Here is a 16,177-nt window from a genome sequence, read left to right as displayed (position 1 = left end):
TATCGTGTTCTCAGGTAGACGCGATATGTTGCGTCTCGCCATCCAGCGGAAGGTCGGATTCATGCCTGAGTCGACATGGAGCGTCGCCGAGCCCCGAAAGCTCACCTTCGACGCCCCCGTGACAGCACTGAACGTGCGCATCGTCGACGGCACGGTCAATGTCGTCGGCACGGACGAACCGACCGCTCGGATGGAGGTGACCGCGATCGAAGGGCCTCCACTGATCGTGACCCTGGAGGGCGGAACCCTCACCGTCGCCTACGAAGATCTGCCCTGGCAGGGCCTTCTCACCTGGCTCGACCGCCGGAGCCCGCGCCGCAGCGCCGCGGTCTCACTCGCCGTCCCGGCCGGCGCGGCGGTGGAGGTGGGCGCGGTCGGCGCCGAGGCTGTCGTCTCGGGCATCGGGGGACGCACCGAGCTGCGGGGCATCTCGGGCGACAGCACCCTGGTCGACCTCTCCGGAGCCGTCAGGGCCGAGACCGTGTCCGGCAGCCTGGAGGCCCAGGCCGTCACCGGTGACCTCCGCTTCCAGTCCGTGTCGGGAGACCTCACGGTCGTCGAGGGCGCCGGCACATCGGTCCGGGCGGAGTCCGTCACGGGCCACATGGTGCTCGACCTCGACACCTCGCCGAATCCGACCGACATCAGGCTCACCTCGGTGTCCGGCGAGATCGCCATCCGGCTGCCCCACCCGGCGGATGCGAGGGTCGAGGCGAACACCGCGAGCGGCACCGTGTCCAACGCTTTCGAGGACCTGCGTGTGGGCGGCCAGTGGGGCGCGAAGAAGATCACCGGCACGCTGGGAGCGGGCACCGGGAAGCTGAAGGCGACCACCGTCTCGGGCTCGATCGCCCTGCTGCGTCGCCCGCCCTCCCAGGACAGCGCGCATGATGCCGAGCCGACCGGAAAGGTGCTCTGACATGGCTCCCGTTTTCGCCCACGGCCGTCTGCGGCTGTACCTCCTCAAGCTGCTGGACGAGGCCCCCCGCCATGGATACGAGGTGATCCGGCTCCTGGAGGAGCGCTTCCAGGGGCTGTACGCACCGTCGGCCGGCACCGTGTATCCGCGGCTGGCCAAGTTGGAGGCCGAGGGCCTGGTCACCCATGCCACCGAGGGCGGCCGCAAGGTCTACTCCATCACCGACGCCGGACGGGCCGAGCTGGCGGGCCGCAGCGGTGAGCTGGCCGATCTGGAGCTGGAGATCCGCGAGTCCGTGTCCGAGCTGGCCGCCGAGATCCGCGACGACGTACGGGGCGCGGCCGGCCGCCTCCGCAGCGAGATGCGCGCGGCGGCTTCCGAGTCCCGGCACACCGCCGGCGGCGAGCGGAGCGGCTGGGATTCCGGTCTCGGGGACACGGAGGCGTGGCGCACGGCGAAGGAGGAGCTGCGCAAGGCCAAGCAGGAGTGGAAGGAGCAGGCCCGCAGGGCGAAGGACGAGTCCCGCAGGGCCCGCGAGGACGCGGACCAGGCCCGCCGCCAGGCCCAGGAAGCGCACGAGAAGGCGCGGGAGCAGATGCAGAACGCCGCGCGCCAGGTCCAGGAGCATTTCTCGCGGGGCGACTGGCCCGCGGGTGTGCGGGACGGACTGGCTGAGATCACCGGCCAGTTCGGCAACTTCGCGAGAACCGGCACCTGGCCCTCCTACAGCCGCCCGGCGCCCGAGGAACCGGACATCGAGTGGGCCGCCGACACCGCGACCACCGGCGATCCGGCCCGCGACCTGGACCGCCTGCTGGACCGCTTCCGGGACGACATCCGTGACGCGGCCCGGGACCACGGCGTCTCCGAGAGCCAGCTCTCGGAGACCCGCCGCCACCTGGCCACCGCAGCGACGCACATCGGCTCTCTGCTCCGTGACGCAGCCGACAAGGCACCGGGCAGCTCCAGCACGCCCTGACGGCCGCGCGGCCCGGCCCGGCTCGCCTCGGCTGTCCCCACCCTCTCCGTAGAGGGGGTGGGCTCGACCGTCGCGCGGGCCGCGCCGTGTTCGGCGAGTACATCCGCGATGTCGCGGGGTCGGGTCAGAGCCGGCAGCAGGTGCTCATCGCCGGTGGAGCGGTCGCGTCGGCAGAGGGCGATGCGCAGGGACCTCCAGCATGCTCTCGGCGCCGTACGCGAAGGAACGGCGTCGGGACCGCCCTCCGGGGTTCCCTTGCGCGCCTGCACGAAGGCCCGGCCTCCGGCCTGGCCCGGGGGGCAAGCGGCAGGTCCCCGGTCACGGAGTCCGCCACGGCCCGCTCGGCGTGAGCCACCGCACTGGTCATCCGTCGTCGACAGGGTCGGTGGCGAGTCGGGCATGCCGTTCCACGTCGTAGCGTGCGTCCCCGTAGCGGAGCTTCTCGCGTTCGATGCCCTCCGCGGCGAAGCCGGCCCGGACGGCCACGGCACAGGAGGCCGGGTTGTTCGTCCTGTGCCCGAGTTCCAGTCGGTGGAGCAGCAGGTCGCCGAAGGCCCAGCGGGCCAGCGTCCGTACGCCTGCGGCGGCGACACCGGTCCCACGAGCCGCCTCCGTCGTCCAGTACGACACCCAGCCGGTGCCGTGGTCGTGATTCACGGCAGCCACGGCCACCGATCCGACCGCGACGCCGTCACGGACGACAGCCCACGCGTAGCCGCTGCCGGCCGCCCGTTCGCTCTCCCGTGAGGCGATCCATTCCAGCGCCTCGGCGGTGGTCGTGACGGGCCGGTTCGCCTGACGGGCCATCTCCTCGGGCGCGAAGGCGCGGAGTAGCGCCGGAGCGTCGCCGGGGCACCAGGGCCTCAGCAGCAGCCCTTCCGCTGTCGGCAGCTCCTCGGCATTCCTCACGATGTCGTGAGGACGATCTTCCCGAACAGGTTTCCGGAGGAAAGCCGCTCGAAGCCCTCGCGGGCCCGGTCCAGCGGCAGGGTCTCGTCGATGACGGGCCGCACCCCGGTGGCCGCGCAGAACGACAGCAGGTCCTCCAGTTCGTCCTTGGAGCCCATCGTGGAGCCGACGATCTTGAGCTCCAGGAAGAAGATCCGGGTCAGCTCGGCGTGCGAGGGCCGGTCGCCACTGGTGGCGCCCGAGATGACCAGGGTGCCGCCGGGACGCAGTGATTTCACCGAGTGCGACCAGGTCGCCGCTCCGACGGTCTCGATGACGGCGTCGACACGCGCCGGCAGCCGCGCGCCCGGCTCGTAGGCCTCGACCGCGCCCAGCTCGACGGCCCGCTTGCGCTTGGCCTCGTCACGGCTGGTGGCGAACACCCGGAGCCCGGCCGCCTTGCCGAGCACGATCGCCGCGGTGGCCACACCACCGCCCGCCCCCTGCACCAGAACGGAGTCACCGGGCCGCACACCGGCATTGGTGAACAGCATCCGGTATGCCGTGAGCCAGGCGGTCGGCAGGCAGGCCGCCTGCTCGAAGGTGAGTTCCTTCGGCTTGGGCAGCACATTCCAGCTGGGTACGGTGACCTGCTCGGCGAAGGTGCCCTGGTAGCGCTCGGTGAGGATGGAGCGCGGCTCGTCCGGGCCGACGCCGTGTCCCGTCTGGCCGATGACGGAGTGCAGGACGACCTCGTTGCCGTCCTGGTCGACGCCCGCGGCGTCGCAGCCGAGGATCATGGGCAGCTTGTCCTCGGCGAGGCCCACACCGCGCAGGGACCAGAGGTCGTGATGGTTGAGGGATGCGGCCCGGACCTTGACGGTGGTCCACCCGGGCCGTGCCTCGGGCGCCGGGCGTTCACCCAGCTCGAGGCCGTCCAGGGGCCGGTCACGGTCGATGCGGGCTGCGTAGGCGGCGAACATGGCCACGACGATAGGCCGTGACGCGCCGTGACGTAACTGTTCGGCGGTGTGACACACGCCCCAGCCCATCGATGGGGGACGGCGCCGTTCCGCGGAGGGCCGGCCGCTCCCGTGCGGCGGAACCCTCCGCGGAGGGGCGGGGCGGGGGCGCGCGACCCGCGCACTTCCGCCCCGCCCGCCCGGTGTCAGCGCCGCGCGACGCCTTCCGCACGGGCGGCAGCGGCCACCGCGGCCGTGACGGCGGGAGCGACCCGCTCGTCGAAGGGCGACGGGATCACGTACTCCGCGGCCAGCTCGTCACCGACGACGTCCGCCAGCGCGTTCGCCGCGGCGATCTTCATTCCTTCGGTGATCCGGGAGGCCCGCACCTGAAGCGCGCCCGCGAAGATGCCGGGGAACGCCAGCACGTTGTTGATCTGGTTCGGGTAGTCGGACCGCCCGGTCGCCACCACGGCCGCGTACTTGTGCGCGACGTCGGGGTGGACCTCGGGGTTCGGGTTGGCCATGGCGAACACGAACGCGCCGGGCGCCATGGAGGCCACAGCCGGCTCGGGGACCGTACCGCCGGAGACGCCGATGAAGACGTCGGCGCCGGCCAGGGCCGTCTCCAGGGAGCCGGTGATGCCCGCCCGGTTGGTGATCTCCGCCAGCTCGCGCTTGACGTCCGTGAGGTCGTGGCGGTCGCCGCTGACGATGCCCTTGCGGTCGGCGACGGCGACATCGCCGATGCCCGCCTCCAGCAGGAACTTCGCGATGGCCACACCCGCCGCGCCGGCACCGGAGATGACGGCGCGCAGGTCACCGAGTGTCCGGCCGGACAGCTTCGCCGCGTTGCGCAGGGCCGCGAGGGTCACCACGGCCGTACCGTGCTGGTCGTCGTGGAAGACCGGGATGTCGAGACGCTCCTGGAGCTTGCGCTCGATCTCGAAACACCGGGGGGCCGAGATGTCCTCCAGGTTCACCCCGCCGAAGGACGGCGCGAGGCGCACGACGGTCTCGACGATCTCGTCCGCGTCGGTCGTGGCGAGCGCGATGGGCACCGCGTCGACCCCGCCGAACTGCTTGAAGAGGATCGCCTTGCCCTCCATCACGGGGAGGGACGCCTCGGGCCCGATGTCCCCCAGACCGAGGACGGCGGTCCCGTCCGTCACGACGGCCACGACCTGCGACTTCCAGGTGTAGTCGTGGACGAGCTCGGGATTCTCGGCGATGGCGCTGCACACCTTGGCCACGCCGGGCGTGTACGCGAGGGACAGGTCGTCCTTGTCGCGGATCGGGACGGTGGCCTGCACGGCCATCTTCCCGCCGCGGTGGAGGGCGAAGGCCGGATCGAAGGGCTCGTCCGCACTGCTGAGCCCCTCCGCACCGGCCGCGCCGTGCGTCTTGCTGTCGCTGCGAGGATTGACGATCTCCGCTGCCATTGTGTTGACCCCTTAAGTCTTCATCATTTGAGGGTGGCCACTCCTGGTTGAGGAGGGGTGGGCGGGCACCGCGTACGTTCCCGGCACTGAGCGGTCGGACCGCTCCGGCAGGGGAACAGCTACGCGCGGGCGCGCCGCACACGCGCCCTGAGCCCCGGATGAGGGGTGTAAAGGTCTTTCTTACCGGACGGACCGGGCCTCTTACGAGTCGGTATCGACTCGGTGACATGACTCATAGCCGAATATCTGGACAAGTCCACTAAGGGCTACAAAGGCCGTCCGTAGGTCGAGACGCACCGGAGATTCTCCGGAGGAGCACGCACTTACCAGCAGATGGTCCGTCCTTGCGGCACCGGCCCATTGATGTTCGGGGGTCGCCCGTTACCCGATTTTGACATGCCCGGCCCCCTGATCGGGTGAGTCCGAATGGCAAGATGCCGTAATCACACAAGGTGGCGTCACTCGAAGGTGCGTGCCAAGCCGCCCCACCAGCACCTCACCCTCACCTGCCGGAGGATCCCGACATGACCGCAAGCACCACGCGTCGTACGACCGCCAGGGCCCGGATCGCGGCGGTCGGCGCCATCGCGGTCGCCGGCACGCTGCTCCTCACCGCCTGTGGCGACCAGACCGACAAGGCCTCGAAGGAGTCCGGCTCCACGAAAACATCGGACAGTGCACCGCTCGCAGATCTGCTGCCCCAGGCCGTCAAGGACAAGGGCGTCATCAAGGTCGGTTCGGATATCGCGTACCCGCCGGTGGAGTTCAAGGACGGTTCCGGCAAGATCACCGGCATAGACCCCGACCTCGGCGCCGCCCTCGGCAAGCAGCTCGGCGTCACCTTCGAGTTCCAGAACGGAACGTTCGACACGCTCATCACGGGCCTCCGCTCGAAGCGTTACGACCTGGCGATGTCGGCGATGACCGACACCAAGGACCGCCAGGAAGGGCTCGACCCCGAGACGAAGAAGAAGGTCGGCGAAGGCGTCGACTTCATCGACTACTTCACCGCCGGCGTCTCGATCTACACCAAGAAGGGCGACGACCAGGGCATCAAGTCCTGGTCCGACCTCTGCGGCAAGAAGATCGCCCTCCAGCGCGGCACGGTCTCCCACGACCTCGCCAAGGCCGAGAGCGCGAAGTGCGGCAGCAAGGGCAAGATCTCCATCGAGCAGTTCGACAACGACCTGGAGGCCCAGACCCGGCTCCGCGCCGGAGGTGCCGACGCCGGTTCGTCCGACTTCCCGGTTGCCGCGTACGCCGTGAAGACCTCGGGCGGCGGCAAGGACTTCCAGATCGTCGGCGAGCAGGTCGAGGCGGCCCCGTACGGCATCGCCGTCGCCAAGAGCAACACCGAGCTGCGGGACGCCGTGAAGGCGGCGCTCGACGCGATCATCGAGAACGGTGAGTACGACAAGATCATCGCCAAGTGGGGAGTCAAGGACGGCGCGGTCACCGAAGCCAAGATCAACGGCGGATCGTGACCGGATCACGGCGGTGAGAGGCAACACCTGTGACTGACATCAAGAAGACGGGTCCCACCGGCACAGCCCCCACCCCGGCGGCCGGACCCGAGGCGATCACGGCCATCCCGGTCCGCCACTACGGGCGCTACGTGTCGGCGGTCATCGCCATCGGCCTGCTGGCATCCATCGTTTACGCCTTCTCCCAGGGCCAGATCAACTGGGGAGCCCTACCGGACTACTTCTTCGACTCCCGGATCATTCGGGGCGTGGGCCAGACCCTGCTGCTGACCATCCTCTCGATGGCCATCGGCATCGTCGGCGGCGTCCTGCTCGCGGTGATGCGCCTGTCGAAGAACCCGGTGACGTCGTCGATCGCGTGGTCGTACATCTGGTTCTTCCGGGGCACACCGGTCCTGGTCCAGCTCTTCGTCTGGTTCAACCTGGGCCTGGTCTTCGAGTACATCAACCTCGGACCGGTCTACAAGGACGAGTGGTCGTCCTTCATGACTCCGCTGCTCACAGCCCTCCTGGGGCTCGGCCTCAACGAGGCCGCGTACATGGCGGAGATCTGCCGCGCCGGTCTGCTGTCGGTCGACGACGGCCAGACCGAGGCGTCGCACGCGCTGGGCATGAGCCACAGCAAGACGCTGCGACGGGTGGTGATCCCGCAGGCGATGCGCGTGATCGTGCCGCCGACGGGCAACGAGGTCATCAACATGCTCAAGACGACCTCGCTGGTGGCCGCCGTGCAGTTCACCGAGCTGTTCCGGTACGCCCAGGACATCGGCCAGAACTCCGGCGCCCCCGTGGAGATGTACTTCCTCGCCGCGGCCTGGTATCTGATCATGACCTCGGCGCTGAGCGTGGGCCAGTACTACCTGGAGCGCCACTACGCCCGCGGTTCCAGCAGGAGCCTGCCGCAGACACCGATCCAGAAGATCAGGGCCAACTTGCTGTCGCTGGGCCGCCCGAAGGGAGGCACCGCATGACCGCCATGGTGAAGGCCGAGGGCGTACACAAGTCCTTCGGTCCCGCGCACATTCTCAAGGGCATCGACCTGGAGGTCGCTCCCCGTGAGGTGTTCTGCCTGATCGGCCCGTCCGGTTCCGGCAAGTCGACGTTCCTCCGGTGCATCAACCACTTGGAGAAGATCAACGCCGGCCGGCTCTCGGTCGACGGCGAGCTGGTGGGTTACCGGCAGAAGGGGAACAAGCTCTACGAGCTGAAGGACAGCGAGGTCGCCCTCAAGCGCCGTGATATCGGCATGGTGTTCCAACGCTTCAACCTGTTCCCGCACATGACGGCCCTCGAGAACGTCATGGAAGCCCCGGTACAGGTGAAGGGCGAGACGAGGGCTGTGGCGCGCGCCCGCGCAGGGAGGCTGCTGGACCGGGTGGGCCTCGCCGACAAGGCGGCGAACTACCCCTCCCAGCTCTCCGGTGGACAGCAGCAGCGGGTGGCCATCGCCCGCGCCCTGGCCATGGAGCCGAAACTGATGCTGTTCGACGAGCCGACGTCCGCGCTCGACCCCGAGCTGGTCGGCGACGTCCTGGACGTCATGCGCGGTCTGGCCGAGGACGGTATGACGATGATCGTCGTCACACACGAGATGGGCTTCGCCCGTGAGGTCGGCGACGCGCTGGTCTTCATGGACGACGGCGTCGTGGTCGAGACCGGCCACCCGCGCGACGTCCTGACGAACCCGCAGCACGACCGGACGAAGGCGTTCCTGTCCAAGGTCCTGTAGGCGGACGTGGATGCGCCCCGGACAGTCCGGCCCGGGGCGCATCGGCAGGCCCCTGCTTACCGTCCGGAGATCCAAGCGGTCATCGGGTCGGATGTACCTTGGTCTGCCCCATTGGCTCCGTCACGGATGACCGTCCAGAAGAGAAGGGTATGGCCTTCGGTGAAATCGTAATCGCACTTGGTGGGTGCGTTGTTGGCCCCATTCGCATCGTGGCATTCGCCCGAGCGCCCATAGTCCGTCGTCCACTTCAGCACGGCGCGCTTGCCGTCTGCGCGCATGTCCTGAACTGTGAAGTAGTCGCCGGTCGAGTAGAAGCATCCAAGCGCAAGAGCGTAGGGAGGCCCACAGAACTTGGTCGTCGCAGCATGAGACGGCGTGCCGACGGCCAGGACCGCAGCCAGCGAAGCAGCCGCTGTCATCGAAGCAGTGACCGCTTTTCGTATTGCCATGAGGCCTCCGTGGGAGAAATTCCGCGCGTTCGGGGTCTCTTGCGCGCAAACGACGCCACGCCGTCAGCTATTACAGCGGCAGGGGCCGAACACGTCTCGCCCTTTCTGCGCACGGGTTCGATCAAGTGGGCCACGGCATCATGTCACGCCGGTCGCAGCCGAACCACCGATAAGCGTCCCCTGTCACAAAGAGCTCGTGACACGCTCATGGCCGGGCCTTCTTGAGGCGTTCTACAGCAGATGAGGCTGCAGGCGAGGGGTACGAAGGCGTCATGGAGCTCTGTGCGGCGTTCCCGGTGGACGGCGAGGCGCTTGAAGGGGTGGAGCAGGGCGAAGGTCTGCCAGACGACGTACCGCAGCTTGCCGATGCCCTTGATGGTCGGTGATCCCTTGCGGGAGATGACGGGCAGGATTCGTCGGCGACGGAGCTCGTCGCGGTGGGCGTCGGAGTCGTAGCTCTTGTCGCCGAGTAGGGCTCAATGGTCGTGGGCGGGGCCGGCCGGGGCGTCCCGCGACGGGTGGGACGGCCGTCGACCAGGGCGAGGGTCTGCGTGACTTCGTTGACGTCGGCCGCGGTCGTGATGACCTTGAGCGGGGTACCGCGTCCGTCACAGATCAGGTGATGTTTGGTGCCCGGCTTCCGCCGGTCGACCGGCGGAAGCCGGTCTCGACGCCCACTTCTTTTGCGCGGACGCGGGAGCCGTCCACCAGGCGGTGACCAGTCGAATTCGCCGGTCGCATTCAGCTCGGCGAGCAGGATTCGGTGCAACGGCTCGAAAACTTCCGCCTGCTGCCACCGGTCCCGGCGGCGCCAGCAGGTCCGTCCCGAGCCGAACCCCAGCTCCAAGGGTGGGAGTCGCCAGGACATGTCGTTGCAGAGGACTGATGGGATGCCCTGCAAGCAGAGCCGGTCCGCCACCGGCCGCCACGGTCCCGGTGACCGCTCCGGCCACGGGGCAGCAACAGCTCGATCAGAGCCCACAACTCATCGTCACGATCTCGTGATCGAGCACCCGCACCCCCTCACGAACAGCCGAATCGTCACACCGGTTAGCCCCACCAGCACTTCAACAAGATCGTGTTACGAGCTCGAAGGGAATGGGCGGTCGACCTCCCATCGCGCCGGAGCACCCTTCTTCGGGACCACGGGAGGGACCGCTCCGCAGCGCCTGAAGGTCATACGAAGGACTGCGCGAAGCGTGGCGGCAAGGTTCGGTTCCGTACCCCATTTCGCCTCCGCCTACTTCACCGCGAGCACCATGCTGTCCGAAGGTGAGGCCCAGACCGTACGGGCCTCGCCGAAGCCGGACTCGCGGAGCGTGCGGACGTGCCAGTGGACGGACGGCATGTCGCCGTCCGCGTGCTCGCCGTAGATCGCGAACCGCTCGGCGGTGGGCGCCGCGAGGACGGGGTCCTTCGCCGCGACCGCCCACCACTCCGCCCAGTCAACGGCCCCCGCGGCCCGGGCCCGGTCCATGGCCGCGTGCCGGTGCGCACGTTCGGCGGCGTTGATGCGGGGGGTGCCGGTGTCGATCATGTGGTCCGCGTTCATGAAGAGTCCGCCGCCCCTGACCAGCCCGCCGATCTGCCCGTACAGCCCGGCGAGCGGCTCGCTGTGCAGCCAGTGGAGAGCGGTGGCGGTGAGCACGGCGTCGTACGTGGGGTGCGGGAGCCGCCGCGTCCACCCGGCGTCCTTGAGGTCGGCGGTCACGAAGGCGACCCGGTCGTCACCCTCGAAGGTGCCGCGGGCGATGGCGAGCAGGGCGGGGTCGAGGTCGACGCCGGTGCTGGTCGCTCCGGGGAACCGCTTGAGGAGCCGGTCCGTGATGCTGCCCGTACCGCACGCCAGGTCGAGCACGCGCGGTCGTGGTCCCACGATCGCCTCCACCATGTCCAGCATCACCCGGAACCGCTCCTCGCGGTCCGGCATGTACCACTCCTGCTGCCGGTCCCAGCTCTCCTGCCAGGACTGCCAGTCGGTGCCCGTCGCCGCCACTGGAGCCTCCACCTTCGTAAGACCTGTTGAGCCAGACCACCCATTACACTGTCGACACAGCGACCATAGACCGACGCCGTAAGGACTACAAGTGGAACTGGCCTATTACTCGGACTATGCCGTGCGTCTGGTCAACACCGAGGAGCCGGCCCGGGGCAGGGACTCCCTCACCACGGTCGAGTCGGTCCGGGATCTGTTCGGCGCCAACGCCCAGGCGGCCCGCCGTGCGACCGAAGCTGACGTGACCCGGTTCCGGTCGGTGCGGGCCCGGCTGCGTGCGGTGTTCGAGGCGGCCGACGACGGCGACGAGACGCTCGCGGTGGACCTGCTCAACTCCCTGCTGCTGGAATTCCCGGTGAGCCCGCAGATCTCCGGCCATGACACGCGGGACGGGGACGGCAAGCCGGACTGGCACATGCACCTGGCCGACCACCCGTCGAACGCGACGGCGGGCTTCGCGGCGATCGCCTCGATGGGTCTGGCCTTCCACCTCACCTCGCACGGCGTGGACCGGCTCGGACTGTGCGAGGCGGCGCCGTGCCGCAACGCCTACCTCGACACCTCGACCAACCGCTCGCGGCGCTACTGTTCGGACCGCTGCGCGACCCGGGCCAACGTAGCCGCCTACCGGGCCCGCAAACGCCTGGAGACGGAACGCTCCGGTGAGACGCGGCGCACCGCGGACACCACCCAGCCCAGCAGCCCGAGCACCGACCGCTGATCCTTCCGCAGCGGCCGGTAACGGGCCCGCACCCGGGCCAGCACGAGCTCGTCGGGCACCGTCCCGTAGTCCGTGCTGTCCCCGCCCGCGTACGCGTTGTCGCCCAGCACCCACCAGCCGCGGTCCCGTCGCTCGGCGGCCCGCTTGACCACCAGCAGGTCCTGCTGGAACGGGTGACGCAGGATCACCACGTCCCCGGGGCGCACCGGCGCCCCACGCTGCACCAGCAGCCAGTCCCCGTGGTAGAGGGTGGGCACCATCGACGGCCCTGTCACCTCCACCACCTGGAACGGCTTACACGCCGCCCGCCCGCTCCACGGCTCCTGCGCCGGTTCCGGCATCTGTGGCACCTCCCGGTCCATCCTCCCGTGCGCTGCAGCGCGCCGCTTCGCGTTCTCGACCCCCGGTCTCATCCTCACCCCGGACTTTTGGCCTAAGCACCAGGGGGCAGCCGGTGAAAGAGGCTTCCCACGGAGTAATGTCCCACCTGAGAAGACGATCACGAGGAAGGACAGCTCCATGCTTTCCCGCCTGTTTGCCCCCAAGGTGAAGGTCAGCGCCCACTGCGACCTGCCCTGCGGCGTGTACGACCCGGCCCAGGCCCGCATCGAGGCGGAGTCCGTCAAGGCCGTCCAGGAGAAGTACCAGGCCAATGAGGACGCGGACTTCCGCACGCGCGCCGTTCTGATCAAGGAACAGCGTGCCGAGCTCGCGAAGCACCACGTCTCGGTGCTCTGGAGCGACTACTTCAAGCCCCCGCACTTCGAGAAGTACCCGGAGCTGCACCAGCTGGTCAACGACACCCTGAAGGCGCTCTCCGCGGCCAAGGGTTCGAACGACCCGGCCACGGGCCAGAAGGCTCTGGACCTCATCGCCGAGGTCGACCGGATCTTCTGGGAGACCAAGAAGGCCTGATCTCAGGTCAGGCGGTCCGACCCGCGCTTCCACGGGCCGGACCGCCCACTGTCCGCACCCGGTCCGAGGACCGTCGGCAACGGCGTCCGTCGAGGACCGGGTGCGGTCCGCCTTCACGGCTGAGCCGGGTTCACCGGACGAACGGTGTCAGCCGACCAGTGCCTGCCAGGTCACCGGACCCGCCTCGCCGTCGGCGACCAGTCGGTTGACGCCCTGGTAGGTACGCACGGCCGTCGCCGTGACCGCGCCGAACGTACCGTCGACCGCCACGTCGGCGCTCCGCCTGTTCAGCGCGTTCTGCAGGGCCCGGACGTGGGAACCGCTGCTGCCCTGCCGCAAGGTGTGGACGAGATGCGGCCAGGTCGCCGGGCCCGCCTGACCGTCGGCCACCAGGCCCTTGGCCCGCTGGAAGCGCTTGACCGCGTCGGACGAGACCGTGCCGTACTGCCCGTCGGCGACCAGCCCGTAGCCACGCTGCGTCATGAGGTGCTGGATGACGACGACCGTCCTGCCGCTCGCGCCGGGGTCGATCCTGGGCCAGCCGCCGCCCAGGTCCACACCCCGGGCAGCCAGGAAGGTGACCGGGTTGACCGTGCTGCCCAGCCCGCCCGAGTGCGTCTCGAAGTGCAGGTGGGGGCCCGTCACATTGCCGGTGGCCCCCATGTCGGCGATGCGCTGACCGGCAGCGACCGTGGCGTTGAGCGCGACCCGGTAGGCGTTGAGGTGACCGTAGTAGGTGTACTGGCCGCCGCCGTGCGAGATGACCAGCGCGTTACCGGTCCGGCCGGTGAGGCCGCCTCCCCACGAGCGGCGGACGACCGCGCCGGCCGCTGCCGCGTAGATCCCGGTGCCTGTCGGGTTCGATACGTCCTGACCGGCGTGCGCGGCACTGCCCCGGGGAGCGCCGTAGTGGCCGCCGCCGGGGAAGCGGCCCAGTGCGGGATTGGACCATCTGCCGTTCTTCGCCGAAGCCGCCGCGGCCGTCGACGTGGCGGCCCCGAAAGCCGTGGCCTCGAAGGCCGCGGAAGCCGACCGGGCCGTGGAAGCCGTCGCGGCTCCGGCGGGCAGACCCGCCGCGGAGAGACCCAGGCCGAGTCCCAGCCCGGCGAGCAGGCCGCGACGGGACAGTCCGCCGTGCGGCTCAGCCCCTTCAGGCTTGGTCGTCTCGGCCGTTGTCGCACAGGATTCACACATGTTCGCTCCCTCAGGGCCGCTGATCGGCACGTGTAGTCGGAGTCGGGCATCCCCTCAGGAGCCGCTTTGTAATGGGCACGCCACTATCTACCCGCATAGACACTAGGGAAGGTGCGCCGATCCGGCCATAGGTCCACGGGCCCGCGCACGGGCCCAGAAACGGGCCCCGTCAGGGCCCTGTGTGTGGGCCCGGGGTATGGGCCCGGAGCCCGCGCCCGGCCCGGGCCCGCGCCCGGGCCGGGACGGCCGAGGGCCCGACCCGGTCAGGCTCCCGGAAGGAGGTGGCGGTAGCTGTCCGGGTTCTCCCGCAGGTAGGCGGCCAGGCTCTTGGCCGGGTGACCCGTGAGGGCGGGTACGGCGTTCGAGACCACTGCCAGCTCCCCCGCCGCGATGGCCTCGTACGACGTGACCCAGCCGGCCACCTCCCAGTCCGGGGCGCCGTGGTGGGCGCGGGAGGCGTAGGCCTGCTCCCTGGTCTCGGGGACGTAGCGGATGGTGCGGCCGGCGCGAAGGCTCAGCTCCTCGGCCGCCTCCGCGAGGGTGAACGCCTCGGGCCCCGTGAGGTCGTACGTCATACCGTCGTGACCGCTCCCCTCCTCCAGCAGCACGGCTGACGCAGCGTCGGCGATGTCCTCGTGCGCCACGGCGGAGACCCGCCCGTCGCCGCCCGGTCCACGCAGGACGCCGTCGGCACCCGTCATCGCGGGAAGTCCCGCCAGGTACCAGCTGTCGCGCAGGAAGGTGTGGCGCACGCCCACCATCCGCAGGTGCGCCTCGGTGTGCCAGTGGTCGCGCGCGAAGGTGAACGTCGCGTCCGGAGCAGCGCCGAGGAAGGACACGTACACGATCCGTTCGACGCCCGCGGCGACGGCCGCGTCCACCGCCGTGATGTGCTCGCGCACCCGGTCCGGGCTCTCGTGCGCCGAGACGAGGAACATGGTGTGCGCCCCGTCGAGCGCTCGGCGCATCGCCTCGCCGTCGCCGTACGGGGCGGGTGGTCCGGCGACCGCGCCTGGCAGCTCGGGCAGCCTGGAGGGGTTCCGGCCAAGAAGGCGCACGGGCACACCGGTCCGGGCCAGCCGTGCGGCCACCCGGCCGCCGACCGCCCCGCCGGCGCCCGTCACCGCCACGAGAGGACTCGTCATCCCGCCTCTCCCCCCTCATGCGCCATGTGCGCGGTCCAGGAGCGCACCTCCAGGACCGCGCTCGCCGGCAGCGGCCCGTAGATGTGCGGGAACTCCTCGCCACCGGGCTCCATGGCCTCGTACCGGACGGGTGCCTGGAGACGACCCGTGTCGATGACGAGCACCACCAGGCCGTCGTCGTCGGATCCGTACAACGCCTGTGCCACGGCGGGGAGCTGATGGGGCAGCGAGCAGTGGATGAACCCCTCTTCCCGCAGGGTGCGGCCGCGGGTGGACATCTCGTACGTACCCGCCCTTCGGGCGGCCTCCCACAGGGGCTCTTCCGTGAGGTGCAGCAGTTGTTCGGTCATCCGGCCACGCTAAGGGCTGCCTGGCGCGCCGAGAAGCTTCGCCTCCGTCTGCGCGTCGAGGCCGGGTGAGGGCCTGTCCGGCCGCTGCGGGGCCGTGCCGCCCCGCGCGCGCAGCCAGGCCCATGTGTCGGCGACGGTGTCGCCGACCGGTCTGCAGCGCAGACCGGCTGCGTGCGCCTTGGAGACGTCACCCATGTGCAGGGTGTCGTAGAGCGCTCCGGCGGGCAGCCAGACCGGCAGGTCCGTCCACGGCTCGACACCCGCGGAGAGGAGCACTTCGGGTTCGGTCCAGCGCAGTCGGGCGCGGGAACCGGTCACACGGACGCAGGCGTCCAAGAGCTCGCCCATGGTCGTGTGCCCCGGGCGGCTCACGGTGTTGTACGCGCCGGACAGGCCGTCCGACGCGGCGTCGAGGAGCCAGTTGGCCAGGTCACGGGCGTCGATGTACTGCAGCCCGGCGTCCGCCGGCCCCGGCGCGATGACGGGTCCGCCCCGGGCCGTCCGGTTCAGCCACCACGGCAGACGGCCGATGTTCTCCCCGGGGCCGAGGATCAGCCCGGCCCGGGCCAGCAGCGCGCGGTCGCCGAAGGCGTCGAGCGCCGCCAGCTCCCCACCGCGCTTGGCCTCGGCGTAAGGAGTGTCCGCTCCCGCGTCCGGGGAGGCCCCGGCCACCAGGGGCCCGTCCTCCGGGAGCCCCGCGGGGGTGGGAAAGGCGTACACGGACCTGCTGGAGACGTAGCTGAAGTGCCCCGCCCGGCCCGCCAGGAGCCGGGCCGCGTCCCGGACGGCCGAGGGCGCGCCGCTCCATGTGTCGACCACCAGGTCCCAGGTGCCGTCGGCCAGCTCCGCGAGCCCCCTCTCGCCCGTCGTCCGGTCACCGGTCAGCGTCCGGACCCCGGCCGGTGCCGCGTGGCGGCCCCGGTGGAAGACCGTGACCTCCCAACCACGCCCGAGGGCGGCGTCGGTGACCGCGCGCCCCACGAATTCCGTACCGCCGAGCATCA

At 70.1% G+C, this 16,177-nt stretch carries 17 protein-coding genes and 1 pseudogene; 7 read left to right on the top strand and 11 right to left on the bottom strand.

Annotated features, from left to right (window positions below):
* The first annotated feature begins 61 nt into the window (after positions 1-61).
* Both JOC24_RS23205 and JOC24_RS23200 read left to right on the top strand, forming a co-directional pair.
* Positions 62-919 (top strand): DUF4097 family beta strand repeat-containing protein, encoded by an 858-nt coding sequence (locus JOC24_RS23205; protein ID WP_205022309.1) that lies wholly within the window; start codon positions 62-64, stop codon positions 917-919.
* Between the two features lies 1 nt (position 920).
* Complete coding sequence (locus JOC24_RS23200; RefSeq protein ID WP_205022308.1) at positions 921-1,898, top strand: PadR family transcriptional regulator; 978 nt, start codon at positions 921-923, stop codon at positions 1,896-1,898.
* A gap of 363 nt (positions 1,899-2,261) precedes the next feature.
* Here the strand turns inward: JOC24_RS23200 and JOC24_RS23195 are convergent, their stop codons facing one another.
* The 3 genes from JOC24_RS23195 to JOC24_RS23185 form a co-directional block, all read right to left on the bottom strand.
* Positions 2,262-2,807 carry a GNAT family N-acetyltransferase gene (locus tag JOC24_RS23195; protein WP_205022307.1) on the bottom strand — a complete coding sequence of 182 codons (546 nt, stop codon included), beginning with the start codon at positions 2,805-2,807 and terminating at the stop codon, positions 2,262-2,264.
* Complete coding sequence (locus JOC24_RS23190; protein WP_205022306.1) at positions 2,804-3,769, bottom strand: zinc-binding dehydrogenase; 966 nt, start codon at positions 3,767-3,769, stop codon at positions 2,804-2,806. Before JOC24_RS23190 ends, JOC24_RS23195 begins: the two co-directional genes overlap by 4 nt.
* A 185-nt stretch (positions 3,770-3,954) precedes the next feature.
* Positions 3,955-5,190, bottom strand: a complete 1,236-nt coding sequence (locus JOC24_RS23185) for an NAD(P)-dependent malic enzyme (protein WP_205022305.1) — start codon at positions 5,188-5,190, stop codon at positions 3,955-3,957.
* 524 nt (positions 5,191-5,714) lie between these two features.
* Between JOC24_RS23185 and JOC24_RS23180 the strand changes: the two genes are divergently transcribed.
* The 3 genes from JOC24_RS23180 to JOC24_RS23170 are packed head-to-tail and all read left to right on the top strand — an operon-like array spanning position 5,715 to position 8,403.
* A complete protein-coding gene (locus JOC24_RS23180) occupies positions 5,715-6,674 on the top strand; it encodes an ABC transporter substrate-binding protein (RefSeq protein ID WP_205022304.1) in 960 nt (319 codons plus the stop codon).
* Positions 6,675-6,703: 29 nt separating this feature from the next.
* A complete protein-coding gene (locus JOC24_RS23175; RefSeq protein ID WP_205022303.1) occupies positions 6,704-7,645 on the top strand; it encodes an amino acid ABC transporter permease in 942 nt (313 codons plus the stop codon).
* Positions 7,642-8,403 carry an amino acid ABC transporter ATP-binding protein gene (locus tag JOC24_RS23170; protein ID WP_275588591.1) on the top strand — a complete coding sequence of 254 codons (762 nt, stop codon included), beginning with the start codon at positions 7,642-7,644 and terminating at the stop codon, positions 8,401-8,403. Before JOC24_RS23175 ends, JOC24_RS23170 begins: the two co-directional genes overlap by 4 nt.
* A 56-nt stretch (positions 8,404-8,459) precedes the next feature.
* Here the strand turns inward: JOC24_RS23170 and JOC24_RS23165 are convergent, their stop codons facing one another.
* The 3 genes and pseudogenes from JOC24_RS23165 to JOC24_RS23155 form a co-directional block, all read right to left on the bottom strand.
* Positions 8,460-8,852, bottom strand: a complete 393-nt coding sequence (locus JOC24_RS23165; protein ID WP_205022302.1) for a hypothetical protein — start codon at positions 8,850-8,852, stop codon at positions 8,460-8,462.
* 538 nt (positions 8,853-9,390) lie between these two features.
* A pseudogene (locus tag JOC24_RS34260) lies at positions 9,391-9,834 on the bottom strand (transposase); the annotation flags it as partial.
* A gap of 258 nt (positions 9,835-10,092) precedes the next feature.
* On the bottom strand, positions 10,093-10,782 hold the full coding sequence (locus tag JOC24_RS23155; protein WP_239580879.1) for a class I SAM-dependent methyltransferase: 690 nt from the start codon (positions 10,780-10,782) through the stop codon (positions 10,093-10,095).
* A gap of 157 nt (positions 10,783-10,939) precedes the next feature.
* Between JOC24_RS23155 and JOC24_RS23150 the strand changes: the two genes are divergently transcribed.
* A complete protein-coding gene (locus JOC24_RS23150; protein ID WP_205022300.1) occupies positions 10,940-11,569 on the top strand; it encodes a CGNR zinc finger domain-containing protein in 630 nt (209 codons plus the stop codon).
* On the opposite strand, the gene sodX is transcribed toward JOC24_RS23150, so the two are convergent.
* Positions 11,473-11,910, bottom strand: a complete 438-nt coding sequence (sodX, locus tag JOC24_RS23145) for a nickel-type superoxide dismutase maturation protease (protein WP_205022299.1) — start codon at positions 11,908-11,910, stop codon at positions 11,473-11,475. The two genes, JOC24_RS23150 and sodX, sit on opposite strands and share 97 nt — an antisense overlap.
* Positions 11,911-12,088: 178 nt before the next feature.
* On the opposite strand from sodX, the gene sodN reads away from it, so the two are divergent.
* Positions 12,089-12,484: a superoxide dismutase, Ni gene (sodN, locus tag JOC24_RS23140; protein WP_205022298.1), complete on the top strand. Its 396-nt coding sequence runs from the start codon at positions 12,089-12,091 to the stop codon at positions 12,482-12,484.
* A gap of 147 nt (positions 12,485-12,631) precedes the next feature.
* Here the strand turns inward: sodN and JOC24_RS23135 are convergent, their stop codons facing one another.
* The 4 genes from JOC24_RS23135 to JOC24_RS23120 all read right to left on the bottom strand — a co-directional run bounded on the left by JOC24_RS23135 (position 12,632) and on the right by JOC24_RS23120 (position 16,175).
* On the bottom strand, positions 12,632-13,678 hold the full coding sequence (locus tag JOC24_RS23135; protein WP_205022297.1) for a peptidoglycan-binding protein: 1,047 nt from the start codon (positions 13,676-13,678) through the stop codon (positions 12,632-12,634).
* Positions 13,679-13,941: 263 nt separating this feature from the next.
* Positions 13,942-14,823, bottom strand: coding sequence for an NAD(P)H-binding protein (locus tag JOC24_RS23130; RefSeq protein WP_205022296.1), 882 nt, complete (start codon positions 14,821-14,823; stop codon positions 13,942-13,944).
* Positions 14,820-15,173 carry a DUF952 domain-containing protein gene (locus tag JOC24_RS23125; RefSeq protein ID WP_205022295.1) on the bottom strand — a complete coding sequence of 118 codons (354 nt, stop codon included), beginning with the start codon at positions 15,171-15,173 and terminating at the stop codon, positions 14,820-14,822. The genes JOC24_RS23130 and JOC24_RS23125 overlap by 4 nt, the downstream gene beginning before the upstream one ends.
* A 9-nt stretch (positions 15,174-15,182) precedes the next feature.
* Positions 15,183-16,175 (bottom strand): NAD-dependent epimerase/dehydratase family protein, encoded by a 993-nt coding sequence (locus tag JOC24_RS23120; RefSeq protein ID WP_205022424.1) that lies wholly within the window; start codon positions 16,173-16,175, stop codon positions 15,183-15,185.
* Positions 16,176-16,177 lie beyond the last annotated feature (2 nt).

The sequence above is a fragment of the Streptomyces sp. HB132 genome (assembly GCF_016909575.1).
In the GTDB taxonomy this organism is placed as follows: domain Bacteria; phylum Actinomycetota; class Actinomycetes; order Streptomycetales; family Streptomycetaceae; genus Streptomyces.
Note: the sequence above shows the minus strand (reverse complement) of the source record. Positions and strands in the feature narration are given on the sequence as shown.